The 24,042-nt window shown below is 70.7% G+C and carries 22 protein-coding genes; 18 read left to right on the forward strand and 4 right to left on the reverse strand.

The window, feature by feature from the left end:
* Positions 1-203 precede the first annotated feature (203 nt).
* Together ABZ567_RS20945 and ABZ567_RS20950 are read left to right on the forward strand one after the other, a co-directional pair.
* Positions 204-1,217 (forward strand): LacI family DNA-binding transcriptional regulator, encoded by a 1,014-nt coding sequence (locus ABZ567_RS20945; RefSeq protein ID WP_360792083.1) that lies wholly within the window; start codon positions 204-206, stop codon positions 1,215-1,217.
* A gap of 39 nt (positions 1,218-1,256) precedes the next feature.
* The gene (locus ABZ567_RS20950; protein WP_360792085.1) at positions 1,257-1,499 is read left to right on the forward strand and encodes a hypothetical protein; all 243 of its coding nucleotides are present in this window, start codon (positions 1,257-1,259) and stop codon (positions 1,497-1,499) included.
* A gap of 292 nt (positions 1,500-1,791) precedes the next feature.
* Here ABZ567_RS20950 and ABZ567_RS20955 read toward each other — a convergent pair whose 3' ends face one another.
* The gene (locus ABZ567_RS20955) at positions 1,792-2,940 is read right to left on the reverse strand and encodes an MFS transporter (RefSeq protein WP_360792330.1); all 1,149 of its coding nucleotides are present in this window, start codon (positions 2,938-2,940) and stop codon (positions 1,792-1,794) included.
* Between the two features lie 305 nt (positions 2,941-3,245).
* On the reverse strand, positions 3,246-4,160 hold the full coding sequence (locus ABZ567_RS20960) for a LysR family transcriptional regulator (protein ID WP_360792087.1): 915 nt from the start codon (positions 4,158-4,160) through the stop codon (positions 3,246-3,248).
* Positions 4,161-4,286: 126 nt separating this feature from the next.
* On the opposite strand from ABZ567_RS20960, the gene ABZ567_RS20965 reads away from it, so the two are divergent.
* The 13 genes from ABZ567_RS20965 to ABZ567_RS21025 all read left to right on the forward strand — a co-directional run bounded on the left by ABZ567_RS20965 (position 4,287) and on the right by ABZ567_RS21025 (position 16,229).
* Positions 4,287-5,285 (forward strand): fumarylacetoacetate hydrolase family protein, encoded by a 999-nt coding sequence (locus ABZ567_RS20965; protein ID WP_360792089.1) that lies wholly within the window; start codon positions 4,287-4,289, stop codon positions 5,283-5,285.
* Positions 5,282-6,238 (forward strand): cyclase family protein, encoded by a 957-nt coding sequence (locus tag ABZ567_RS20970; protein WP_360792091.1) that lies wholly within the window; start codon positions 5,282-5,284, stop codon positions 6,236-6,238. Before ABZ567_RS20965 ends, ABZ567_RS20970 begins: the two co-directional genes overlap by 4 nt.
* Positions 6,239-6,276: 38 nt before the next feature.
* Entirely contained in the window at positions 6,277-7,407 is a 1,131-nt protein-coding gene (locus ABZ567_RS20975) for an FAD-dependent oxidoreductase (protein ID WP_360792093.1), read from the forward strand.
* The gene (locus ABZ567_RS20980; protein WP_360792095.1) at positions 7,404-8,408 is read left to right on the forward strand and encodes an amidohydrolase family protein; all 1,005 of its coding nucleotides are present in this window, start codon (positions 7,404-7,406) and stop codon (positions 8,406-8,408) included. The genes ABZ567_RS20975 and ABZ567_RS20980 overlap by 4 nt, the downstream gene beginning before the upstream one ends.
* Positions 8,409-8,419: 11 nt before the next feature.
* Positions 8,420-9,361 (forward strand): VOC family protein, encoded by a 942-nt coding sequence (locus tag ABZ567_RS20985; protein ID WP_360792097.1) that lies wholly within the window; start codon positions 8,420-8,422, stop codon positions 9,359-9,361.
* A 178-nt stretch (positions 9,362-9,539) separates the two neighbouring features.
* Positions 9,540-10,511 carry a fumarylacetoacetate hydrolase family protein gene (locus ABZ567_RS20990; protein WP_360792099.1) on the forward strand — a complete coding sequence of 324 codons (972 nt, stop codon included), beginning with the start codon at positions 9,540-9,542 and terminating at the stop codon, positions 10,509-10,511.
* Positions 10,508-11,254, forward strand: a complete 747-nt coding sequence (locus ABZ567_RS20995) for an SDR family oxidoreductase (RefSeq protein WP_360792101.1) — start codon at positions 10,508-10,510, stop codon at positions 11,252-11,254. Before ABZ567_RS20990 ends, ABZ567_RS20995 begins: the two co-directional genes overlap by 4 nt.
* A gap of 49 nt (positions 11,255-11,303) precedes the next feature.
* Positions 11,304-11,489, forward strand: coding sequence for an SDR family oxidoreductase (locus ABZ567_RS21000; protein ID WP_360792332.1), 186 nt, complete (start codon positions 11,304-11,306; stop codon positions 11,487-11,489).
* A 16-nt stretch (positions 11,490-11,505) separates the two neighbouring features.
* Entirely contained in the window at positions 11,506-12,261 is a 756-nt protein-coding gene (locus tag ABZ567_RS21005; protein WP_360792103.1) for a CoA transferase subunit A, read from the forward strand.
* Positions 12,261-12,911: a CoA transferase subunit B gene (locus ABZ567_RS21010; RefSeq protein ID WP_360792105.1), complete on the forward strand. Its 651-nt coding sequence runs from the start codon at positions 12,261-12,263 to the stop codon at positions 12,909-12,911. The genes ABZ567_RS21005 and ABZ567_RS21010 overlap by 1 nt, the downstream gene beginning before the upstream one ends.
* A 140-nt stretch (positions 12,912-13,051) precedes the next feature.
* Positions 13,052-14,266: an FAD-dependent monooxygenase gene (locus tag ABZ567_RS21015; RefSeq protein ID WP_360792107.1), complete on the forward strand. Its 1,215-nt coding sequence runs from the start codon at positions 13,052-13,054 to the stop codon at positions 14,264-14,266.
* A 22-nt stretch (positions 14,267-14,288) separates the two neighbouring features.
* Positions 14,289-15,326: a cupin domain-containing protein gene (locus ABZ567_RS21020; RefSeq protein ID WP_360792109.1), complete on the forward strand. Its 1,038-nt coding sequence runs from the start codon at positions 14,289-14,291 to the stop codon at positions 15,324-15,326.
* 39 nt (positions 15,327-15,365) lie between these two features.
* On the forward strand, positions 15,366-16,229 hold the full coding sequence (locus ABZ567_RS21025) for a fumarylacetoacetate hydrolase family protein (protein WP_360792111.1): 864 nt from the start codon (positions 15,366-15,368) through the stop codon (positions 16,227-16,229).
* 297 nt (positions 16,230-16,526) lie between these two features.
* Here ABZ567_RS21025 and ABZ567_RS21030 read toward each other — a convergent pair whose 3' ends face one another.
* Entirely contained in the window at positions 16,527-17,543 is a 1,017-nt protein-coding gene (locus tag ABZ567_RS21030) for a LacI family DNA-binding transcriptional regulator (protein ID WP_360792113.1), read from the reverse strand.
* A 190-nt stretch (positions 17,544-17,733) separates the two neighbouring features.
* Here ABZ567_RS21030 and rhaI point away from each other — a divergent pair, with 190 nt between their 5' ends.
* The 3 genes from rhaI to ABZ567_RS21045 all read left to right on the forward strand — a co-directional run bounded on the left by rhaI (position 17,734) and on the right by ABZ567_RS21045 (position 22,751).
* Positions 17,734-18,903 (forward strand): L-rhamnose isomerase, encoded by a 1,170-nt coding sequence (gene rhaI / locus ABZ567_RS21035; RefSeq protein ID WP_360792115.1) that lies wholly within the window; start codon positions 17,734-17,736, stop codon positions 18,901-18,903.
* A 107-nt stretch (positions 18,904-19,010) separates the two neighbouring features.
* Positions 19,011-21,050, forward strand: coding sequence for a bifunctional aldolase/short-chain dehydrogenase (locus ABZ567_RS21040; protein ID WP_360792117.1), 2,040 nt, complete (start codon positions 19,011-19,013; stop codon positions 21,048-21,050).
* 201 nt (positions 21,051-21,251) lie between these two features.
* Positions 21,252-22,751 carry a rhamnulokinase family protein gene (locus tag ABZ567_RS21045; protein WP_360792119.1) on the forward strand — a complete coding sequence of 500 codons (1,500 nt, stop codon included), beginning with the start codon at positions 21,252-21,254 and terminating at the stop codon, positions 22,749-22,751.
* Positions 22,752-23,329: 578 nt separating this feature from the next.
* Here the strand turns inward: ABZ567_RS21045 and ABZ567_RS21050 are convergent.
* Entirely contained in the window at positions 23,330-23,806 is a 477-nt protein-coding gene (locus ABZ567_RS21050; RefSeq protein WP_360792121.1) for an ATP-binding protein, read from the reverse strand.
* Positions 23,807-24,042 lie beyond the last annotated feature (236 nt).

Below are 24,042 nucleotides of genomic sequence, written 5' to 3' on the forward strand. Positions count from 1 at the left end.
AGCGATGTAGAACGTTCTCTATCTGAACTGGCAACACCATGACGCCACCCCTCTGGCGTCGTCAAGACACAGACGCGTAACATCACCTTTGCCTGGTCGAATGAACCAGCCCAGTCACTGCTCTGGGCGTAGAACATTGCACTCAGAGTGAGGAGATCGGGGTTCTCATGGTTGCGGACAGCTCGTCCAGGAACACCAAACGGGTGACGATCACCGATGTCGCCCGCCATGCCGGCGTGTCCACCGCCGCCGTCTCCAAGGTCATGCGCAATGCCTACGGCGTCAGCTCCGGCATGCAGGAACGCGTCCGGGCGGCCATGGCAGAGCTGGGGTACCGGCCCCACGCCGCCGCCCGGGGCATGCGCGGGCGTACGTACACGATCGGGGTCCTGCTGGACAACGTCCGTAACCCCTTCTTCGCCGACATCCTCGACGGCATCCGTGAACAGCTGGAGGACAGCGAGTACACGGTGCTGATCGGCGCGGCCGGCTTCGGCGCACAGGACCAGGCGCGCACCATCCGGGCGATGGTGGACCGCCAGATGGACGGCCTGATCCTCATCGCGCCGGGCACGCCCCGCCCCGAGGTCCTGGCCACGGCCGCGGTGACCCCCACCGTGGTCATCGGTCACCACGACCCCTCCGACGCGCACGACTCCGTCGTCGACGCCGACGACCTCGGCGCAGGGCTGGTGGTCGACCATCTCGTGGCGCTCGGGCACCAGGACATCGCCCTGGTCTCGGCCGCCGGTAACAAGGCAGGCCGCTGGCTGCGGACCCCGGAGATCGCTCTTGCCGACGGTTACCTCAAGGCCATGGAGCGCCACGGTCTGTCGGGCCGCGCGCGCGTGCATCACGCCGCCTATTCCGACGAAGGCGGCCGCGCGGCCGGCAGCGCGCTGCTGTCCGGCGACGCCCGGCCCACAGCGATTCTGACCGGCGCCGACATCGCGGCTCTGGGTGTCTACCGGGCAGCCGCCGATCTGGGTCTTTCCATCCCCGACGACCTCTCGCTCGTCGGCTACAACAACACCGCGATCGCCTCGCTCGCCCCCGTCCAGCTGACCAGCGTGGACCAGGCCGGACACACCATGGGCACGACCGCCGCCAGGATGCTGATCGAACGCGTCGAAGGACGGCGCGACCGGGCCATGCAGGTCAAGATGACCCCACGACTGGTCGTCCGGCGCAGCACCGCAGCGCCGGGCGCCCCGTAGGCGCAGGTCGAGGGAATGCGTCCCGCGTGGCGTATCGGGATGAAGGACGTCGCCCGGACAGCGGGGGTTTGCCCCGGCACGGTGCCCCCCGTCCTCGCGCGTCCTGAACTCGTCTCCCCCGCCACCGGGGCCCCGTTCGTCTCCGTCGTCGACTCGCTCGGGTGCGCCAGGCTCGCCGGTGGCGGGCAACTGCGCGGCAGCAGCTCTTCGCAGCTGCCGGCGCTGTACGGCGCGGACGTCACAGACCCGCGCGATGCGGCCCTCGCCGCCGGGGTGGAGTGAGCGGCCCAGGAGGCGGGCCTGGTTGGGCTGACGTGCGGCAGCGGAAGCGATGCGGAACGCGTACGGCATGACGCTCCGGGACCGAGACCGGTGATGCGCCGCAAGCACCAAGGGGCGCCGCTGACCCAGGCCCGCCGCCCCGCCCGCACCGTGGGTGTGCGGGCGGGCCGTCTGCTCATCGAGCAGGCGGCCCGGAAGCCTCATGAACACGTTCAAGAGGTGCTGACACCCGAACTGGTCGTGCACCGTTCTACCTTGAGCGTTCCCGTGTGGCGCCCTGCCCGTATCACTCCTACACGCCTTCGGGCGAGTGGGCGGGGACGGCACGACGGGCCGCCGTGAAGAGCGCCGCGGCGAGGACGGCGGCAGCCACCCCGAGCAGAGCCACCGCGGAGGCGAGGCTGCCCGCCGGCTCCTTGCCGGCCAGCAGGACCAGCGGGCAGAGGAACTGTCCGAAGAAGAAGGCCGCGGTCCACAGGCCCATGCCGCGGCCCCGGTCGGCGTAGTCCAGGAGGGACATGGCACGGGTGACCAGCGACGGCAGCAGCAGGCCGGTACCGACGCAGTTGACGACGGCTCCGGCGATCAGGAGGGGGAGGCTGTCGGCGAGGCCCATCAGCAGGAAGCCGGCGGCGCACAGAGCGAAGAGGGCGGGCAGCCGGTGGCGACGGTCCGGGGTGAGACGGGTGAAGACGACGGAGCCGAGGACAGTGGCGGCACTGGCCACCGCGGTGACGGCGCCGATGGTGCCGGTGGAGTCGGTGCCCAGGTCGTCCAGGAGGTAGGCCATCTCGACGGGAACGGTGTAGAACACGACGGCGCCGAAGACCGTGAGAAGACAGGTCCCCGCCATGCGGCGTACCGGGAAGGCGCGTCGGGGGGTCCGCTCAGGAGTCTCGGCATCGCGCTGTGGGGGGAGAGGCGTCGGCAGGACACGGGCCATGACGGGCGCGATGACCAGGCCCACGGCGTAGAGCCAGAAGGGGGCGCGCCAGTCTGCGGCCCCGAGGACTCCCCCGAGGACGAAGAAGACCGTCGCCGACGCGGAGGCACACATGGCCTGGAGGGCGAGGTAGCGGTCGCGGAGCTCGCCACTGTAGTAGTCGCCGATGAGGGTCGTGCAGACCGTCATGATCGCCGCTTCGGCGATGCCCACGAGGATGCGGCTGATCAGGATGGCGTGCAGCGAATCGAGCCAGAGGGGGGCTGACCCGAAGAGGGCGTAGAGAGCGGTGGCGACGACGAGCAGGCGTTTGCGGCCGAGCCGGTCGACGATCATGCCGGCGAACGGGGCGAGCAGGGCGAGAGCCAGCGCGGGGGCGGTGAGCACGACGGGAACCAGCGCCGCGCTTCCCGGCACGCCGTCGAAGTGGTCCTGCATTCGGGGCAGTACGGGGGCGAGGAGCACCGCGCCGAGGACGGGCAGGCAGCTGCCGGCCATGAGCACGACGGCGGGGAGGCGTCCGGCCGCAGCGGTTTCCTGGGCATGGTCGTGGGGCGGCGGTACGACAGCAGCGGGCATGACGGCGCTCCAGGGCGGGAGAGGGGAAGACGGCGCCCGGTCGGGACGGCGGACCGGGCCGATGCCGGGACCGGGGCGGACGTGCCCTCGACTATGCGTGTCGGCAGGCGCGCTGCCCACCCTTTCCGCCATCCGGTTTAGCGATGACTCCCATCCATTGAATGGATAGGCCGTGCTCCCGATTTTTCGTGGCGGAACGGCGACAGGTGGCATGCGAGAAGACGTCAGGGCTGCGTTTCCGCGATGCGGCGGCCGACCCTTGCCGCGGTCTCCCGGAGCCAGGTGTGGGCCGCGTCATGGGTGTGAACCGGGTGCCACCAGAGGGCCTCGCGCAGCGGCACGGCCTCGTAGGGCGGTTCGAGGACGCGTACGGCGGCGATGGGGGCGAGCAGGCGGGCGAGGCGGGCCTGGACGAGGGCGATGCGGCGGGTGCCTGCGACGAGGGCGGGCAGGGCGTGGAAGCTGTCGACGGAGACCTCGACGCGCGGCTCGATGCCGAGCATGCCGAGCTGGCGTACGGCGGGGGCGTCGTAGGTGCGCTGGTAGGTGACCCAGGGCAGCCGGGCGAGGTCCTGCCGGGTCAGGCGGTCCTCAACGCTGGGGTGGTCCTCGGCGACGACGAAGACCCACCGGTCGTCGTAGAGGTCGGTGGCGGGGAATCCGCTGATGACGCCGTGGGGCATGAGGAGGCCGTCGGTGGCGCTGAGCAGGCTGGCGGTGTCGTCGACGACGGTGATGGGGGTGCGGGTGAAGCGCAGCCGGATCCCCGGGGCCTCCTCGTGGATGACACGGGCGAGTTCGACACCGAAGACGTCGACGGCGTAGTCGGAGGCGATGATGCGGAACTCGCGGGTTTCGGTGGCCGGGTCGAACGTCGCCTGGCTGGTGAAGAGGCGTTCGAGCACGTCGTAGGCGGTGGCGGTGCGGTCCAGGAGGACCTGGCCGAGCGCGGTGAGCTCGTACTGGCTTCCCACACGGGAGAGGAGCTCATCGTCGAAGTGGCGGCGCAGCCGGGCCAGCGCGGCGCTCATGGCGGGCTGGCTCAGGCCCACGCGTTGCCCCGCTCTGGTGACGTTGCGTTCCTCGAGGAGGGCGCGGAGCGCGACCACGAGGTTCAGATCGAGTCGGGCCAGGTTCACGAGGGGGAGTCCTTCCGGAACGACACGGCATTAGGTATTTGTCGAATCGATGACGACGATCCACAGAATCTATTTCCCTGATTACCTGATGCGGGTCCACATTAGTCCCATCGCAATCAGGAGGACATGTCGGTGAAACCTCAATCCGGTTCTGATCTTTTCGTCGGGCCTTTCGCTCTCGGCACTCTCGCCGCCGATGACGGGCCCGCCTTCCCCGCTCTCGTCGACCGCGAGGGGCAGGTTCTCGACCTGCGGACGGCCTTGGCCGATCCGGCTCTGACCATGCGGGGCCTTCTGGAGGAGTGGCCGGATGTTCTCCCCCGGCTGCGTGCCCTCGCCGCCGAGCCGGATCCCGACCGGCGCTCCCTGTCCGAGTTCCGTGTCCTCGCGCCGGTGGAGCCGCGGCAGGTCTTCCAGTCCGGCGCCAACTACCGCCGGCACGTCATCGACCTGCATGTCGCGCACCGGGCGCCGGACGACGACCGCTCCGAGGAGGAGCGGCGCGCCGAGGCGGCCGAGATCATGGACCGGCGGGCCGCCGAGGACCTGCCGTATGTGTTCATCGGCCTCCCGAGCTCGATCACCGGCCCGTACGACGACGTCACGCTGCCTGCCTGGGCGGCGAAGCCGGACTGGGAACTGGAGCTGGCCGCGGTGGTCGGCCGGCCCGCGTACCAGGTCTCGCCCGAGGAGGCGTTGGAGTACGTAGCGGGCTACACGATCGCCAACGACCTGACCGACCGGGCGACGGTGTTCCGCCGGGACATGCCGCAGATCGGCACGGACTGGCTCCGCAGCAAGAACGCGCCCGGGTTCACCCCGCTGGGCCCGTGGATCGTGCCGGCTGATTCCGTCGGTGACACCGGCGACCTGCGGCTGACCCTGAAGCTCAACGGCGAGGTCATGCAGGACGAGTCGACCAAGGACATGATCTTCGACGTGGCGCGCATGGTGGCCTACGCCTCCCAAACGGCGCAGCTCCTGCCCGGTGACCTCGTACTCACCGGATCGCCCGCGGGCAACGGCATGCACTGGGGCCGGCTGCTGCGCGACGGCGACGTCATGGACGCCTCCATCACCGGCCTCGGCGCGCAGCGCACCCGCTGCACGGCGGAGGAAGTGTGAACCGCGCCGACCCCGCGGGCGTGATCGCCTCGGCCGCGAAAGCCTGCTCCAACTGGGGCCGTTGGGGCGAGGACGACCGCCTGGGCACCGTGAACTTCCTGGACGAGCCCAAGCGCCGTGAAGGCGCCGCGCTGGTCCGCCGGGGCGCGAGCTTCTCGCTGTCCCAGCGCTTCGACATCAACGGCCCGCAGAAGGGCTGGCGGCGCCGGACCAACCCGGTCCACACCATGCTCGACACCGGCACGGACGCCGCCCTGGGCAACCAGGGACTCCCCCACGGCATCGGCGGCGCCGACGACGTGATCGCGATGCCCCTGCAGTGCTCCACCCAGTGGGACGGCCTGGGTCACATCTTCGACCACGGCAAGGCGTGGAACGGCCGCCCGGCCGAGGAGGTCGTCACCTCCGACGGCGACCAGGTCACCGGCATCGAGCACATGGCCCCGCACATCGCCGGACGCGCCGTCCTCCTCGACGTCGGCCGTACCGTCGGGGACGACGGCGAACTCCCCGACGGGTTCGCCATCACCGAGGAACACCTCAAGGCCACCGCCGAAGCCCACGGGGTGGCGGTCGGCCGAGGTGACATCGTCCTCGTCCGCACGGGTCAGCTCTCCCGGGTCCGGCGTGACGGGTGGGGCGACTACGCCGGCGGGGCAGCCCCGGGTCTTTCGTTCACCACGGCGTCCTGGCTGCACGGCAGCGAGATCGCCGCGATCGCGACCGACACCTGGGGCTTCGAGGTGCGGCCCAACGAGTTCGACCATGCCTTCCAGCCCCTGCACCAGGTCGTCATCCCGCACATCGGCCTGCTGATCGGCGAGATGTGGGACTTCGAGGCCCTCGCCGACGACTGCGCAGCTGACGGCATCCACGAGTTCTGGCTCACCGCGGCCCCCCTGCCCATCACCGGCGCCGTCGGGTCTCCCGTCAACCCCGTCGCCGTCAAGTAAGTCCGGGGCCACCGGCCCGAGGAACAAGGGAGTTCCCCATGAGCACATCCCGCAGAGTCCTGGTCGTCGGCGGCGGAGCCGCTGGAAACACCGCGACGATCCTGCTGCGCCGCGCCGGGATCGACGTCGACCTCGTCGAGGCCAAGGACGACTGGAACGCCACTGCCGGCTCCGGCATCACCCTTCAGGGCAACGCGCTGCGCGTCCTGCGCGAACTCGGCGTCTGGGAAGAGGTGAAGGCGTCCGGCTTCCCCTTCGGGTCGGTCGGCATCACCACGCCCGACGGCACCGTCCTGCACGTCCAGCGCGACCTGCGCACCGGTGGCGACGACCTGCCCGCCACCGTCGGTATGCCGCGGCCACGGCTCCAGCAGATCCTGATCGACGCCGTTCGCGCGAGCGGCGCGACCGTCCGTCTGGGCACGACCGCCACGGTCCTGGACCAGGACACCACCGGCGTCTCGGTCCGGTTCAGCGACGGCAGCGAGCACCGCTACGACCTGGTGATCGCCGCCGACGGCCTGGGCTCGGCCACCCGGGAACAGATCGGGATCACCGACAAGCCCGAACCGACCGGCATGGCCATCTGGCGGGTCGCCGCCCCGCGCCCCGTCAACGTCGAACACACCGACCTCGCCTACGGCGGCCCCGCGTTCATCGCGGGCTACTGCCCCACCAGCGACACCACGCTCTACGCGTACGTCGTCGAGAAGAACCGCGACCGCTCCTCCATACCCCCCGCGTCCTACGCCCGGGAGATGGTCCGCCTCGCCTCGGCCTACGGCGGCGCGTGGCCGGAGATCACCGCGACGATCACCGACCCGTCGAAGGTCAACTACACCTGGTTCGACCGGCTGCTCGTCGAAGGTGCCTGGCACCGCGGTCGGGTCGTGCTCGTCGGGGACGCCGCACACTGCTGCCCGCCGACCATGGCGCAGGGCGCGGCGCTGTCCCTGGAGGACTCCTGGGTCCTGGCCCAGATGCTCACCGCCGCGGACACCTGGGACGACGAGCTGCTCCAGGCCTACTACGAGCGCCGGATCACGCGAGTCCGCCCGGTCGTGGAGGGCTCGGTCCAGATCGGCCAGTGGCAACTCGACGGCGTCCGCGACGCCGATGTGCCCGGCCTGATGGCCCGCACCATGACCATGCTCAGGGAGCTGCCGTGACCGCGCCGACCGTGGATGTCCACGCACACGTCCTGCTGCCGGAGATCGAGGCGCTCGTCGCGGGCCTTCCCGGGCACGCCGAGGCCAGGGCGCTCGACACCCGCCGCAACGGTCCCGACGCCCTTGCCGTCAGCGGCCCCATGGTCCGCGACCGCATCCCGGCCCTGACCGACCCCGCCGTCCGGCTCGCCCGGATGGACGCACAGGGCGTCGACGTGCAGCTCGTCAGCCCCTCGCCGTCGCACTACCACTACTGGGCGGACGCGGACACGGCAGAGAAGATCTACCGCCTGGCGAACGAGGCGACCGCCACGCACTGTGCGGCGGCACCGGGCCGGCTGCGAGGACTGGGGCTCGTTCCGCTACAGCATCCCGAGCTGCTCGTCCCGGCCCTGGACCACGCGCTGGAGCACGGGCTCGCCGGAGTGGAGATCTCCAGCCACGCCCCCGACCGGGAGCTGTCCGACCCGGCGTACGAGTCGTTGTGGACGCGGGCCGAGGAGACCGGGGCGGTCCTGTTCCTGCACCCCTTCGGCTGCACCCTCGACGAGCGCCTCGACCGGTGGTACCTGTCCAACACCGTGGGTCAGCCCACCGAGAACGCCGTCGCCCTGTCGCACCTGATCTTCTCCGGAGTCCTCGACCGGCACCCTGGGCTGAAGATCGTCGCGGCCCACGGAGGCGGCTACCTGCCCACCCACATCGGGCGCAGCGACCACGCCTGGCGGGCCCGGACCGACGCGTCGGCCGGATGCGCCCGGTTGCCCAGCAGTTACCTGCGGCGCCTGTACTTCGACTCGCTCGTGCACGACCCGACCGTGCTGCGGGCGCTGGTGGAAGCGGCCGGCGCGGACAGGGTGCTGCTCGGCTCGGACTTCCCCTTCGACATGGGATCCGACGACCCCGTCGGCGCGCTGCGCGCGGCGGATCTGTCCGAAGCCGACTTCCACGCCGTGCGCGGCTCCAACGCCGCCGCCCTGCTCCCCCTCTCCCCCGCCTGAGGAGGCACCCCATGCCGAACAACCGCCTGCTCACCCACCTGCGGCACGTCGACCTCGCCGTGCCCGACTACGACAAGCAGCTCGACTTCTACGCCGGCGTCTGGGGCCTGACCAAGGTCGCCGAGGACTCCGGCATCTCCTTCCTCGCCGCCGAGGGCAGCCCCGAGCAGTACGTGGTCCGGCTGCGCAAGGCCGACGAGAAGCGCCTGGACCTGGTGTCCTACGGCGCCGCGACCCCCGCCGACGTGGACACCCTCGCCGAGCAGCTCCTGGCCGGAGGCGTGCAGCTGATCTCGCGGCCCGGCACGGTCGACACCCCAGGCGGCGGCTACGGCTTCCGGTTCTTCGACGTCGACGGGCGCACCATCGAGGTCTCCGCCGACGTCGAGGTCCGCCGGCACCGCAAGATCGAGGAGAAGGAGGCCATCCCGGTCAAGCTGTCGCACGTGGTGCTCAACTCCCCCGACCTGGAGGGCACCCGCGCCTGGTACGAGCGGCACCTCGGCTTCCGGCTCTCCGACTCGCTCAGCTCGCCCCACATGGGCGACGTCATGCACTTCATGCGGATCAGCTCCCAGCACCACTCCATGGCGCTGGCGAAGGGACCGCACACCTCCCTGCACCACGTCTCCTTCGAGATGCGCGGCATCGACGAGTACATGCGTGGCTCCGGCCGGGTCCTGCGGGCCGGCCACACGAAGATCTGGGGTCCGGGCCGGCACATGGCCGGGGACAACACCTTCACCTACTTCCTCGACCCCCACGGCAACACCGTCGAGTACACCACCGAGCTGGAGAACCTCGACGAGGACACCTGGCACCCCCACGTCTACGACTTCTCGCAGCCCGAGGTCACCGACCAGTGGGGCACCGCGAACGCGATGAACGAGCTCGTCGCCAAGGAGTCCTTCAACGACCCCGACCGAGGCTGCTTCATCGCACCGCCGGTCTGACCCCGGCCGCCCGATCCCCGGGAACGCGGCGGCCCCTGTCCCGCCCTGACTGCCGCCGTGTTCCCGGCCCCGGTCCACGGGACCGGATCCGTCCGAAGAAGGCCGACAACGGGCCATCTCTCCGTCCCGGACGGCCCGGTCCCGTGTTCCCCCTGTTCCTCCACCTGGGAGCCGCACCATGCGCTTCGCCGCTTTCGCATACCGGCACCGGAACCGTGTCGCCGTCGTCGAGGACGACGGCACCCTGTTCCCCCTGCCCGGAGTCACCTCGCTCACGGACCTGATCCGCGACACCGAAGGCCTGCCGGGCCTTCTCGCCGCCGGAGCCGCGGCCCTGGACGTGCCGCCCGGACCGCACGTCTCCGAAGTCCGGCTGCTCTCGCCGCTCCAGCCCTCCTCGGTCAGGGACTTCGTCACCTTCGAGGAGCACGTCGAGGGCGTGCGCCGCTCCGTCAGCGGTGAATCCGGAGTACCCGCCCAGTGGTACGAGGCGCCCACCTACTACTTCACCAACCCTCACGCGGTCTTCGGCCCTCATGACGACGTACCCATGCCCCCCGGGTCGTCCGTGCTCGACTTCGAGCTGGAGGTGGCGGCCGTCATCGGCCGCGAGGGCCGTGACCTCACCCCGGAACAGGCGCGGGAGCACATCGTCGGTTACACGGTGTTCAACGACTGGTCCGCGCGGGACCTGCAGTCCGCCGAGATGCAGGTCGGCCTCGGCCCGTGCAAGGGCAAGGACACCGCCACCACTCTCGGCCCGTACCTGGTGACCGCCGACGAGCTGGAGCCCTACCGCGACGCCGACGGCTTCCTGCGGCTCGCCCTGACGGCCGAGGTCAACGGCGAGAAGGTCGGCAGTGACCTGCTGTCCAACATGAGCTGGACCTTCGAGGAGATGACCGCCTACGCCTCGCGGGGCACCCGGATCGTCGCCGGCGACGTCCTGGGCTCCGGCACCTGCGGCAACGGCGGCTGCCTGGCCGAACTGTGGGGCCGCTCCGGCCAACAGCTCCCGCCACCGCTGAAGCCCGGCGACACCGTCACTCTGACCGTGGAAGCCATCGGGTCCCTCACCACCCGCGTGATCCCCGGAACCGAACCCGTCGCCCTGCCCAAGGGCCGGCGCCGCACCCGGGAGCGGCCGTGAACGGCGGACGTCTCGCGGGAAAAGTCGTCGTCGTCACGGGCGCAGCCCGCGGCCAGGGCGCCGCCCAGGTGGCGGCTCTGCAACGTGAAGGCGCCACGGTCGTCGGCACGGATGTGAACGGCAAGGAAGGCGTCCGCCGGCTCGACGTCACCCTGGCCGACGACTGGGCCGATCTGGCCGACTTCCTCCGCAGTACCTACGGGACGGTGCACGGTCTGGTCAACAACGCCGGCATCACCTGGCGGGCCCGGCTCGACGAGGTCACCGCCAAGGACATGAGCTGCGTCCACGCAGTCAATGTGAACGGTCCGCTCCTGGGCATCCAGCACCTGGCCCCGTTGATGCCGCCGGGTTCGTCCATCGTGAACGTCGGCTCCTCCGCCGCGCTGACCGCCCACTATCCGGTGGCCTACACGACGAGCAAGTGGGCTCTGCGCGGACTGTCGAAGATCGCTGCCATGGAGCTCGGCCCCCGCGGGATCCGGGTGAACACCATCCATCCCGGGTTCATCGAGACGGAGATGACGGCATCGGCCGCGCCCGTCTTCCGGGAGTCGAACATCCGCGAGACGCCCCTCGGCCGGGTGGGCACCGTCGAGGAGGTGACCCCGGTGGTGGTCTTCCTGCTCTCCGACGAGTCGTCGTTCATCACCGGCGCGGAGATCCCGGTCGACGGCGGCCTCACCTCGCACGGCGGGGTGAAGTCGGTGTCCGACGCGCTGCTCGACGGGACCGCACGGTGAGACGGCTCACGGGGAAGGTCGCATCGAAACCGAGGGATCGCGCGACAACCTGCTCGCCGACACCCACACCCTGTGCGACGCAGCCCGGCCCATCGCCCTCGGCCGGCTGGGGACGCCCCAGGACGTCGCCGGGGCGGCAGCCGTCCTCGCCTCCGAGGAAGCCTCGTACGTCTCCGTCGCGCATCTTGGCGTCGACGGCGGCCGGTCCGCCGTGCTGCCGGGCCCTCACACCTGAAAGGACACCCGGAATCGTGGACAAGGTCATCCGTGAACCCGCGACCGCCGTCGCCGACATCCCCGACGGCGCGTCGCTCGCCGTCGGCGGCTTCGGACTCAGCGGCATCCCCGAGACCCTCATCCGGGCCCTGCACGCCCAGGGCGCCGCCGGTCTCCAGGTCGTCTCCAACAACTGCGGCATCGACGACCGGGGCCTGGGAATCCTGCTGGCGGCCGGACGCGTCAGCCGGGTCACCGGCTCCTACGTCGGCGAGAACAAGGAGTTCGCCCGCCAGTACCTCAGCGGAGAGCTCGAGGTCGAACTCGTCCCGCAGGGAACCCTGGCCGAGCGGCTGCGAGCAGGAGGCTGCGGCATCCCGGCCTTCTACACCCCGGCCGGGGTCGGCACCCAGGTCGCCGACGGCGGACTGCCCTGGAGGTACGCCGCCGACGGCACCGTCGCCGTCGCCTCCCCCGCCAAGGAGACCCGCGCGTACGACGGGCGGCCCCACGTCCTGGAGCACGGCATCACCACCGACTTCGCCCTCGTACGGGCCTGGCGGGGCGACCGGCACGGCAACCTCGTCTTTCGCCGCGCCTCCGCCAACTTCAACCCCCTTGCCGCCATGGCCGGGCGGATCACGGTCGCCGAAGTCGAGGAACTCGTCGATCCCGGCGCCCTGGACCCGGACCAGGTGCACCTGCCGGGCGTCTTCGTTCAGCGCGTCGTACCCCTCACCCCCGCCCAGGCGGCCGACAAGCAGATCGAGAAGAGGACGGTGCGCGCCTGATGGCCTGGAACCGCAACCAGATGGCCGCCCGGGCCGCCGCCGAGCTGACCGACGGCTCGTACGTGAACCTCGGCATCGGCCTGCCGACCCTCATCCCGGCGTACGTGCCGGCCGATGTGCATGTGGTGCTGCACTCCGAGAACGGCATCCTCGGCACCGGCCCCTACCCGTCCGAAGACGAGGTCGACCCCGACCTCGTCAACGCGGGCAAGGAGACCGTCACCGTCCTGCCCGGAGCGTCGTTCTTCGACTCCGCCCTGTCCTTCGGCATGATCCGCGGCGGCCACATCGACACCGCCGTCCTCGGTGCCATGCAGGTCTCGTCTGCCGGTGATCTATCGAACTGGATGATCCCCGGCAAGATGGTCAAGGGCATGGGCGGCGCCATGGACCTCGTCCACGGCGCCCGGCGGGTCATCGTGCTGATGGAGCACACCGCCAAGGACGGCACCCAGAAGATCGTCGACGCGTGCACGCTCCCGCTCACCGGTCGCCGCTGCGTCGACCGGATCATCACCGATCTCTGCGTCCTGGACGTCACCGGCCACGGCCTGGCCCTGGTGGAGACCGCACCCGGCGTCACCGTCGAGGACATCCACGCCCGCACAGGCGCCCGCGTGCACGTCGACAGCGCCACGGCCGCCTGCTGACCGCCCTCCCGCCCCTGCGGCCCGCATCGAGGCCCCTCCCCCGCTCCTGCCCCGATGGTCCGTACACCAATGATCCCGACGCCGAAGATCCGCCACGGCGGGAGGCGGATCGACCCGATCCTTCAAGGAGGCACCTGCCCGTGACGACCTCGCCCCTGCACATCGCCGTCGTCGGCGGCGGCATCGGCGGCCTGGCATCCGCCCTCGCCATCGCCCGCTCCGGCCACCGCGTGACCGTGGTGGAGCGCGCCGCCCGCTTCGGCGAGATCGGAGCCGGCTTGCAGCTGGCACCGAACGCTTCCCTGGCGCTGGAGGAACTCGGCGTCCTCGACGCCGTGCAGCGCTCCGCCGTCGCCCCGCCCCAGCTCGTCATGATGGACGCGCTCACCGGAAAGCAGATCACCGCTCTCGACCTGGGCAGCGACGCCTACCGCCGCCGCTTCAGGCATCCCTACCTCGTCACCCACCGCACCGACCTCCACGGAGCGCTGCTGACCGCCTGTCAGGAGCACCCGGCGATCACCCTGCGCACCGGACACACCGTCACCGACGCGGTCCAGACATCGGCCGACGTGCGTCTGCACTTCGCCGAGACGCCCGACCGGCTCGCGGCGGACGCCGTGGTGGCCGCCGACGGCCTGCACTCCCGGCTGCGGCAGATCCTCGTGGATGACGGCGCCCCCGTCTGCTCGAAGTACGTGGCCTACCGCGGCGCCCTGCCCGTCAGCAGCATGACGGGCCCGATGGCGCGGCACGCCACGACGGAGTCGGTCATCGTCTGGGCCGGCCCGCGTATGCACCTGGTGCAGTACCCCGTGCGGCGCGGAGAGCTCTACAACCAGGTCGCGGTCTTCGAGAGCGATCACTACACCCCCGATTCCGACGACTGGGGCACGGAGGCCGAGTTGGAGGAGCGGTTCGCCGGCACCTGCGACACCGTGCGCGACGCTCTGCCGCTCATCGCGCGGGACCGGCGCTGGCCGCTGTTCGACCGGCTTCCCATCACCGACTGGGTCCACGGGCGCATCGTGCTGCTGGGCGACGCGGCACACCCGATGCTGCAGTACCTGGCCCAGGGCGCCTGCCAGGCTCTGGAGGACGCCGTGGCCCTCGGCCGTGCCCTGCGCGAGCACGGACTTCCGGAAGACGCCTTCCCCGCCTACGCCGCCGTGCGCACGGAGCGGGCCGCGTCGATCCAGACCAACGCCCGGCGCTTCGGCGAGATCTGCCACCTGGACGGCACGGGAGCCTTCCTGCGCAACCAACTCCTGTCCGGCCGCACCGCGCAGGACTTCGACGACATCGCCTGGGTGTGGACCCCCGCCGGCGACCTGCAGCCCTCGATCACCCCGTGAGCAACCACCGCGAGGAGACAGCATGACCGACGACCCCGCCTACAAGGCCCTCGGCGCCCTTGGCGCCGCCCCGCTCTGGCGCTTCTACGGCGACCTGTTCCCCGCCCAGCCCCGCAGCCGGGCCGTCCCCTATCGGTGGAGCTGGAAGGAACTGCGCCCGCACCTGCTGCACTTCTCCCGGACCCTCTCCCTGGACGAGGCCGAACGACGGGTTCTGATGCTCGTCAACCCCGGGCTGACCGACCCGCCGGCCACGGTCAACACCCTTTACGCCGGCCTGCAGATCATCCTGCCCGGAGAGACCGCCCAGGCCCATCGGCACACCTCCAACGCCTTCCGCTTCATCCTGGAAGGCGACGGCGCCTGGACCACCGTCGACGGCGAGCGCGTCTTCATGGCCCCGGGCGACCTCCTGCTCACCCCAGGCTGGCACTGGCACGACCACACCCACGAGGGCGACGCGCCGATGATCTGGCTCGACGCCCTGGACTATCCCCTCGTCAACGCGCTGGAGGCCGGCTTCTACGAGAAGTACCCCCAGCGCCTGCAGCCCGTGACCCGCCCCGACGACGCCGGCAGCCGCCAGTTCCTCCACGGCCGCCTGACCCCCACGTGGATCACGCCCGACGGACCCCACTCCCCCGTCACCCGCTACACCTGGCAGGAGACCGGCCGGGCCCTGGACGCGATCGCCGGCACCGCCGAGGGCAGCGATGTCGACGGCATCGTCCTCGAGTACACCAACCCCTGGACCGGCGGTCCGGTCATGCCCACGATCGGCTGCCGCGTCCAGCGGCTGCGCCCCGGCTTCGACGGCGCGGGCCGCCGCCACACCGCGTCCACGATCTTCAACGTCGTACGCGGCGAGGGAGCCACCGTCGTCGACGGTCTGCGGCTGGAGTGGTCCGAGCACGACACCTTCGCGATACCTGGCTGGGCGTCCTACCGGCACCTGAACGCGTCCACGTCGAGCGACGCGGTCCTGTTCTCGTACAGCGACGAACCCGCGATGCGCTCGCTCGGCCTCTACCGCAGCGAGAGCGTCGATCCCGGCGCCTGATCACCCTTTCTCTTCTCCGACACCAGCAAGGAGGCCACGATGCGCCTGGCCCTGTTCGACAAGGGACGCCTCGGCGTCGTCGACGGCGACACCCTCACCGACGTGACCGACCAGGTCGCTCCCTCTCTCACCGGCGCGGCCGGCGCGCTCCAGCAGTACATCGAGACCGTGGCCGACTCCTCCGGCCCGGCCCTCGACCCGGCGCGCGGCCGCCGGATACCGCTGGCGGAGGCGACGCTGAAGGCACCGCTTCCCCGCCCCGGAAAGATCATCGGAGCGCCGGTCAACTACCTCGACCACAAAGCGGAGATGGACTACCCCACGTCCATCGCCGACCTGGGTGTCTTCCTCAAGGCGAACTCGTCGGTGATCGGCCCCGGCCAGGACGTCGTCCTGCCCTACTCCGACATCCGGACCGACCAGGAAGGCGAGCTGGCCGTCGTCATCGGCCGGACCGCCTCGCAGGTCAGTGCCGACGACGCCCTCGACTACGTCTTCGGCTACACCTGCCTCCTGGACATCACCGTGCGCTCCGGCGAGGACCGCTCCACCCGCAAGTCCTTCGACACCTTCACCCCCATCGGACCGTGGGTGGTGACCGCCGACGAGATCCCCGACCCCGACCGGCTCGACCTGCGCTGCGACGTGGCCGGCGAGACCCGACAGCGCACCAACACCGAGTACCTCATCTTCGGTGTGCGGGAGCTGGTCGCCTACGCCTCCTCGGTGATGACCCTGTATCCGGGCGACGTGTTCGCCACAGGTACCCCGGCCGGCGTCGGCCCGCTCAGCGACGGGGACCGCGTCGTCGTCGAGATCGAGAAGATCGGCAGGCTCGAAGTGGGCGTGGACGGCTCCCGGGCCACGCCGTACGTGTCCCGTCCGGGGCACCGCCTCGGCTGACCCACCCGTTCCCCCGCGGGGCGGTCCAGGACCAGAGGTGTCGGTCAGGGACCGCTCCGCGCAGGGTCGTCCGAGCAGGAGACAGCGATGATGGGATCCCTGGACCTGGACGGCTACGCCGGTCACCTGGTCCGGCGGGCCGAGCAGGTCCACACCTCGCTGTGGAGCAGGTTCGTCCCCGAGACCAAGACATCCCGGCAGTTCGCCGTGCTCAACGCCCTGAGGTCCGACGGGTGTGCGTCCGCGGCGGCGGCATCGCCTGACGCTGCCCGGCGCGACGACGGGTGCGGACGTGGGTCAGGGCCGCGGCATGCTGGATCTGCGCAGGACGAGCTCCGGCTGGAGCACGATGCCGCTGTGCTGGTGGTCGTGCTCCGGGTCCGACGGCTCCATCTCCTGCAGCAGGAGCTGGGCTGAGAGGCGGCCGATCTCCGCGGCCGGGTGGCGCACCGAGGTGAGCGGGATGAGGCTCGCCTCCGCGAACTCGATGTCGTCGTAGCCGACGACAGCCAGGTCGTCCGGGATACGCACGCCCGCGTCGAAGACCGTCTGCATGACGCCCAGGGCCAGGAGGTCGTTCGCGCAGAAGACTGCCGTCGGCCGGGGCGAGAGGCCGATGAGCCGGGCCCCGGCGTCCCGGCCGGCGCCGACGTCCAGCTTCTCCGCCGGGATGTCGACGATCGCGTCGGCGCCGAGCCCCGCCTCCTTCACCGCGCGGACCAGACCCTCACGCCGGTCCCGGACCTGCTGCAGATCACCAGGGCCACGCACGTAGGCGATGCGCCGATGGCCGGCGGCGAGCAGGTGCCTGCCCGCGAGCATGCCTCCGAGGACGTCGTCAGCGGCCACCGAACAGGCCGTCCGCACGTCGACCGCCCGGTCGACGACGACGAACGGAATGTTGGCGCGCCGCAGCGCCTCCCATGGTTCACCGTCCGACGCGACCGGTGCGAACAGGACGCCACGAAGGCGCTGCTCGACGAAGAGCGACAGGTAGGCCTGCTCGGCCGAAGCGCTTTCGGCGCTGTTGCACACCATGACACCGAGGCCCGCCTCGGCGGCCACCCGCTCGGTGCCCTGGGCGAGGACGGCGAAGAAGGGGTTGCCGGTGTCCATGACCAGCAGCCCGAGCATGCGGCTGCGGCCGGCACGCAGTTGCCGCGCCGACTCGCTCCGGACGTACCCCAGCAGGTCGATCGCTGCGTAGACGCGGGCTCGGACGTCATGGGAGACACGCTCGGGTCTGTTCAGGACGTTGGAGACCGTCCCCACGGAGACGCCCGCCTGGCGCGCCACCTCCTTGATGCCCACCATTGCCGACCGTCCGTTCGCCGCGAATCCGTGTGCTCGCCATCCTAGGCCGCCACCACATCCTCCTGCATGAATCCTTTCATCACGGATGACACGCACGCTCTTGACCCCTGCGTGGATAAGTGTTTTCGTATTGATGAAACGATTCATAGCGCCGACGCATACAGCGCGGCCCTGGTTCCGAGGTTGACCCATGACTGTCGTGCGGGACGCCGTGAAGGCCGCGCTCAAGGCCCAGACCATCGAGACGCCCTCCTGGGGTTACGGGAACTCAGGCACCCGCTTCAAGGTGTTCGCCCAGCCCGGCGTCCCCAGGACGCCGTGGGAGAAGCTCGACGACGCCGCGAAGGTGCACGAGTTCACCGGCATCGCCCCGAAGGTCTCCCTCCACATCCCCTGGGACCGTGTCGAGGACTACGCCGGCCTCGCCGCGTACGCGAAGGAGCGCGGCCTCGATCTGGGGGCGATCAACTCCAACACCTTCCAGAACGACGACTACCGGCTCGGCAGCGTCTGCCACCCGGACGCGAAGGTGCGCCGCACGGCCGTCGACCACCTGCTGGAGTGCGTCGACATCATGGACGCGACCGGCTCGTCGGACCTGAAGCTGTGGTTCGCCGACGGCACCAACTACCCTGGCCAGGACGACATCGTGGCTCGCCAGGACCATCTCTCAGCCGCTCTTGCCGAGGTGTACGAGCGGCTCGGTGACGAGCAGCGCCTGCTCCTGGAATACAAGTTCTTCGAGCCGGCCTTCTACACCACCGACGTCCCGGACTGGGGTACGTCCTACGCCCACTGTCTCAAGCTCGGGCCCAAGGCCCAGGTCGTCGTGGACACCGGCCACCACGCTCCGGGCACCAACATCGAGTTCATCGTGGCGCTGCTGCTGCGCGAGGGGAAGCTCGGCGGCTTCGACTTCAACTCCCGCTTCTACGCCGACGACGACCTGATGGTCGGCTCGTCCGATCCCTTCCAGCTGTTCCGCATCATGCACGAGGTCGCGAAGAACGGCGGCCTCGCCCCGGCCGCGAACGTCGCCTTCATGCTCGACCAGTGCCACAACATCGAGGCGAAGATCCCGGCCGTCATCCGCTCCGTGATGAACGTCCAGGAGGCCACCGCCAAGGCCCTCCTCGTCGACCTCGAGGCGCTCACCACCGCCCAGCGCGACGGTGACGTCCTCGCCGCGAACGCGGTGCTGATGGACGCGTACAACACCGACGTGCGCCCGTTGCTGCGCGAAGTCCGCGAGGAGCAGGGGCTCGCACCGGATCCCGTCGCCGCGTATGCCGCTTCCGGGTGGCAGGAGCGGATCGCCACCGATCGTGTCGGCGGCGAGCAGGCCGGCTGGGGAGCCTGACCACACGGCTTCCCCGTCCTCGGTCCACAGGACCGGAGGATGCCCACCCTTCAGGGGCGCCCCTCCTTCCTCACCCGCACACCTCGACTCCGAAGGACCCATCACACATGGCCACCCACCCCGAAGTCGCCGCGCTCCTCGGCCGCGCGCGCCGGCTGGGCTCCGACCCCCGCAACACCAACTACGCCGGTGGCAACGCCTCCGCCAAGGGCACTGTCACCGATCCCGTCACCGGCTCCGACACGGAGCTGATGTGGGTGAAGGGGTCCGGCGGCGACCTCGGCACGCTCACCGAGGACGGCCTGGCCGTGCTGCGCCTCGACCGGCTGCGGGCACTGAAGGACGTCTACCCGGGCGTCGAGCGCGAGGACGAGATGGTCGCCGCCCTCGACTACTGCCTGCACGGCAAGGGCGGCGCCGCCCCCTCCATCGACACCGCCATGCACGGCCTGGTCGCGGCCGCCCACGTCGACCACCTCCACCCCGACTCCGGCATCGCCCTCGCCTGTGCCGCCGACGGCGAGGAGCTGACGGCGGAGTGCTACGGCGGAAAGGTGGCGTGGGTGCCGTGGCGCCGGCCCGGCTTCCAGCTCGGCCTGGACATCGCAGCGATCAAGGAGGCCAACCCCGAAGCCGTCGGCGTCGTCCTCGGCGGGCACGGCATCACCGCCTGGGGAGCGAGCGCCCAGGAGTGCGAGACGAATGCCCTGTGGATGATCCGCACAGCGGAGGACTTCCTCACCGAGCGGGGCAGGAAGCAGCCGTTCGGATCGCCCCTGGAAGGCTATGCGGCGCTGGACGAGGAGAAGCGCCGGGAAAGGGCCGCCCTGCTTGCGCCCGCAATCCGCGGTCTGGCCTCCCAGGACCGCCCGCAGGTCGGGCACTTCACCGACTCCGAGGTCGTCCTCGACTTCCTCGCCCACGACCAGCACCCGCGCCTGGCGGCCCTGGGCACCTCTTGCCCGGACCACTTCCTGCGCACCAAGGTCCGCCCGCTGGTCCTGGACCTTCCGCCGACGGCTCCGCCGGACGAGGCCGTGGCCCGGCTGCGGGAGCTGCACGCGGCCTACCGGGAGGAGTACGCCGCCTACTACGACCGGCACGCCACCGCCGACTCCCCCGCGATGCGCGGCGCCGACCCCGCGATCGTCCTCGTTCCCGGCGTGGGCATGTTCTCCTTCGGCAAGGACAAGCAGACCGCCCGCGTGGCAGGCGAGTTCTACGTCAACGCGATCAACGTCATGCGCGGTGCCGAGGCGGTGTCGGCGTATGCGCCGATCGACGAGGCGGAGAAGTTCCGCATCGAGTACTGGGAGTTGGAGGAGGCCAAGCTGCGGCGGATGCCGAAGCAGAAGCCCCTCGCGACCCGCGTCGCGCTGGTGACGGGCGCGGGCTCGGGCATCGGCAAGGCGATCGCGCACCGGCTGGTCGCCGAGGGCGCCTGTGTCGTGGTCGCCGACCTGAACGGCGACAACGCCGTGGCCGTGGCCGAGGAGCTGGGCGGCCCGGACAAGGCTGTGGCGGTCACTGTGGACGTCACGTCCGAGGATCAGATCAGCGCCGCGTTCCGCGAGGCCGTCCTCGCCTTCGGCGGTGTCGACCTGGTCGTCAACAACGCCGGCATCTCCATCTCCAAGCCCCTGCTGGAGACGACGGCGAAGGACTGGGACCTCCAGCACGACATCATGGCCCGGGGCTCCTTCCTGGTCTCCCGCGAGGCGGCGAGCGTCATGTTCGAGCAGGGCCTCGGTGGCGACATCGTCTACATCGTCTCCAAGAACGCCGTCTTCGCCGGCCCGAACAACATCGCCTACTCCGCCGCCAAGGCCGACCAGGCCCACCAGGTCCGCCTCCTCGCCGCCGAACTCGGTGAGCACGGCATCCGCGTGAACGGCGTCAACCCCGACGGGGTCGTGCGCGGCTCCGGCATCTTCGCCGCCGGCTGGGGTGCCCAGCGCGCCGCGACGTACGGCATCGAGGAGGAGAAGCTCGGCGAGTTCTACGCCCAGCGCACCCTCCTGAAGCGCGAAGTCCTTCCCGAGCACGTCGCGAACGCGGTCTTCGCCCTCACCGGCGGCGACCTCACGCACACCACCGGCCTGCACATCCCCGTCGACGCCGGCGTCGCGGCGGCTTTCCCCCGCTGACCGCCCCCTCATCGCCCTGGGACCGGTGACTGACGCACCGGTCCCAGGTGCGTCCGCGGACCGGCGGCGCGATGCCGTACGGAACCGGCCCTGACACCGTGCCCGCACGGCGCCGCCGGTCCGCCTTCGTCCTCGTCCTCGTCCTCGTTCTCGTCCGCCTCCTCGTCCTCGATGAGCCGCCCGCACCGCAGAGGTATCCCCGTGACCACCCCGCCCCAGTCGTCCGCCTTCGCGTCCGCCTTCGCCGCAGTCGACCTCGGCGCCACCAGCGGACGGGTGATCCTCGGCCGGGTGGGTCCGGACAACCTCGACCTCACCGAGGTCCGCCGCTTCCCCAACACCCCCGTACGCCTGCCGGACGGGCTGCGCTGGGACACCCTCGCCCTGTTCCAGAACATCCTGGACGGACTGCGCGACGCCGCCCGCTCCGGTGGTGTCACCTCCATCGGCATCGACACCTGGGCCGTGGACTACGGGCTCCTCGACACAGACGGCGCCCTGCTCGGCCACCCCTTCCACTACCGCGACGACCGCACCGACGGCGCCGCCGAACGCATCTGGGCCACGGTCAGTCCCAAGGAGCTGTACGGCATCACGGGCCTGCAGCACCTCCCCTTCAACACGGTCTTCCAGATCGCCTCCGCCGAAGGAACCGCCCAGCGGCACGCCGCCCGCACGCTGCTGCTCATCCCGGACCTGCTGATCCACTGGCTGACCGGGTCCATCGGGGCCGAGGAGACCAACGCCTCCACCACCGGACTCCTCGACGCCCGCACCGGCACGTGGTCCGAGGACCTCCTCAACCGGCTCTCTCTCGATCCCGGCCTCTTCCCGCCGTTGCGCGCACCCGGCGACCCGGCCGGCACCCTGCTCCCCCACGTCGCCACGTACACCGGGCTCGACCCGTCTACGCCGGTGACGACGGTCGCCTCGCACGACACCGCCTCGGCGGTCGTCGCCGTGCCCGCGACCGAACCCGGCTTCGCCTACATCTCATGCGGCACCTGGTCACTCGCCGGCCTCGAACTCGACGCCCCGGTCCTGAGCGAGGCCTCCCGAGCGGCGAACTTCACCAACGAGCGCGGCGTCGACGGGACAGTGCGCTACCTGCGCAACATCATGGGCATGTGGCTTCTGGAGGAGTGCAGGCGCACCTGGGAGAAGGACAACCTGCCCACCCATATCCCCACGCTCCTCGCCGACGCGGTACGGGCCGAATCCTTCGCCTGCCTGGTCGACCCGGACGCCCCGGAGTTCCTCGCCCCCGGTGACATGCCGGCCCGCATCCGGGACTACTGCGCCCGCACCGGACAACGCGTCCCCGGCAGTCAGGGCGCGGTCGTCCGCTGCATCCTGGAGAGCCTGGCACTCGCCCACCGCCGTACCCTGCGCCAGGCCGCCGAACTCGCCGGCCGCGACATCAGCCGCATCCACCTCGTCGGCGGCGGATCACGCAACGACCTGCTGTGCCAGCTCACCGCCGACGCCACCGGCCTGCCGGTCGTCGCCGGCCCCACCGAGGCCACCGCACTCGGCAACATCCTCGTCCAGGCCCGGGCAGCCGGTCTGGTCGGAGACCTCGCCGACATGCGCAGGCTCATCGCCTCCACCCAGCACCTGCGGCACTACACCCCCCGGGGTGACACCGCCGCCTGGGACGCGGCCACCGCCCGACTCGGCTCCGGCCCGAGGAACCCCTGATACGAGTCGCCCACTTCGCGACCTGCGTCACCGACGCGGTATGCCCCTCCACAGCCATCGCGACGGTGCAGGTCCCGAACGCCCGCGCGTGAGCGCGGACTTGCCCGTCGCCCCGAACTGCTGCGGACAGCCCCCGTACAACACCGGCCACCGCCGGGATGCCGAGCCTCTGGTGCACCGCATGGCGCGTGTCGTCGAGGGATACGACCACGTGGTCGACCCCGTCCGGCTCCTGTGTGGCCATGGCGCGCGACAACAACCCCGGATCGGTGCGAAGGCGCGCAGAGGGGGATGGAGTCTGGAGCTGGCGGACGCGGGCCTCGTCGCTCGCCCCTCGGGCCTACGCGCTGACGGAGTCCTCGTGGACGTGATGGGTGTGACGGATGTGGGGGCGTACTTCCCGCTCAGGACAAGGGCCTCAGACCTTCCGGCCTGAGCCGGATGGGGCGCCGCAGGAGGCTTCTTCGGCCGTAACTGGACCAATGCCATCGAGGTGGTCAGGCCGGGCGGGTTCTCCGGCTCCTGAGGCCATGACGATCACGCTTTGACCGGAGGTCGACCATGTGGGTGGAGGTGTGTCACGGCTGGCGGCCGGTGACGTCCCCGCCGGGGTCGTCGGCCAGCGTGATCGCCGTGGTGATCCGCTTGCCCACAGGCTCGCGGTGGACCGCGAAGCTCTGGGAGACGGCCATGACGATCTCCAGCCCGTGCTGGCCGATCCGGGTGGGGTCGGGTGCGAGGATCGCCGGCGGTGTGGGGTTGCTGTCCCAGACGCTCACCTCGACCTGCCCGCCCCCGTGGACCTCCAGGGTCAGCAGGCACGGCCCGGGTGCGTACTTGCGGGCATTGGTCACCAGCTCGCTCACCACCAGCTGCACCGTGCCCATCACCCGCCCGGAAACCGGCAGGCCGTACACGGCCTGCACGTCAGTGAGAAAGCCACGGGCCAGGGCACGCGCGCCACCGATGTCCTCACTGCCCTCGAACACCCCGGACACCGAGAAGACATCCCCCCGCAGCAACCGCATGCGCTCGCCGCCCGCCATCTGTTCCATTTGTCCGCCCCTGTACGTTTCACCAGCCCAGGACCGGCGTGTACCCCCGAAGCCTCAGCACAAACTCCCCTCTGGATTCCTTCGCTTCAAGCCCTTCTCGCGACAGCGAGCCTGCCCAAACCGCGCAAACCTCGCAGGTCGATACTCTGAGTAGCCATGTCTCGGGCCGGTCACGAACGCAGCGATGAGTTTTCCCGGCCCGGCAGGTCTCACCATCCTTTGTCGACCACACGGGA

Origin of the sequence: Streptomyces sp. NPDC016459 (assembly GCF_040632845.1) — a bacterium.
Classification (GTDB): domain Bacteria; phylum Actinomycetota; class Actinomycetes; order Streptomycetales; family Streptomycetaceae; genus Streptomyces.

What these genes read in the sequence shown, in the direction of transcription:
- rhaI (WP_360792115.1), top strand. Translation starts at nt 17,734, where the DNA reads ATGACTGTCGTGCGGGACGCCGTGAAGGCCGCGCTCAAGGCCCAGACC.
- ABZ567_RS20990 (WP_360792099.1), top strand. Translation starts at nt 9,540, where the DNA reads ATGCGCTTCGCCGCTTTCGCATACCGGCACCGGAACCGTGTCGCCGTC.
- ABZ567_RS20985 (WP_360792097.1), top strand. Translation starts at nt 8,420, where the DNA reads ATGCCGAACAACCGCCTGCTCACCCACCTGCGGCACGTCGACCTCGCC.
- ABZ567_RS21050 (WP_360792121.1), bottom strand. Translation starts at nt 23,806, where the DNA reads ATGGAACAGATGGCGGGCGGCGAGCGCATGCGGTTGCTGCGGGGGGAT.
- ABZ567_RS21030 (WP_360792113.1), bottom strand. Translation starts at nt 17,543, where the DNA reads ATGGTGGGCATCAAGGAGGTGGCGCGCCAGGCGGGCGTCTCCGTGGGG.
- ABZ567_RS20955 (WP_360792330.1), bottom strand. Translation starts at nt 2,940, where the DNA reads ATGGCCGGCAGCTGCCTGCCCGTCCTCGGCGCGGTGCTCCTCGCCCCC.
- ABZ567_RS21020 (WP_360792109.1), top strand. Translation starts at nt 14,289, where the DNA reads ATGACCGACGACCCCGCCTACAAGGCCCTCGGCGCCCTTGGCGCCGCC.
- ABZ567_RS21010 (WP_360792105.1), top strand. Translation starts at nt 12,261, where the DNA reads ATGGCCTGGAACCGCAACCAGATGGCCGCCCGGGCCGCCGCCGAGCTG.
- ABZ567_RS20975 (WP_360792093.1), top strand. Translation starts at nt 6,277, where the DNA reads ATGAGCACATCCCGCAGAGTCCTGGTCGTCGGCGGCGGAGCCGCTGGA.
- ABZ567_RS20950 (WP_360792085.1), top strand. Translation starts at nt 1,257, where the DNA reads ATGAAGGACGTCGCCCGGACAGCGGGGGTTTGCCCCGGCACGGTGCCC.
- ABZ567_RS20965 (WP_360792089.1), top strand. Translation starts at nt 4,287, where the DNA reads ATGTCGGTGAAACCTCAATCCGGTTCTGATCTTTTCGTCGGGCCTTTC.
- ABZ567_RS21025 (WP_360792111.1), top strand. Translation starts at nt 15,366, where the DNA reads ATGCGCCTGGCCCTGTTCGACAAGGGACGCCTCGGCGTCGTCGACGGC.
- ABZ567_RS21040 (WP_360792117.1), top strand. Translation starts at nt 19,011, where the DNA reads ATGGCCACCCACCCCGAAGTCGCCGCGCTCCTCGGCCGCGCGCGCCGG.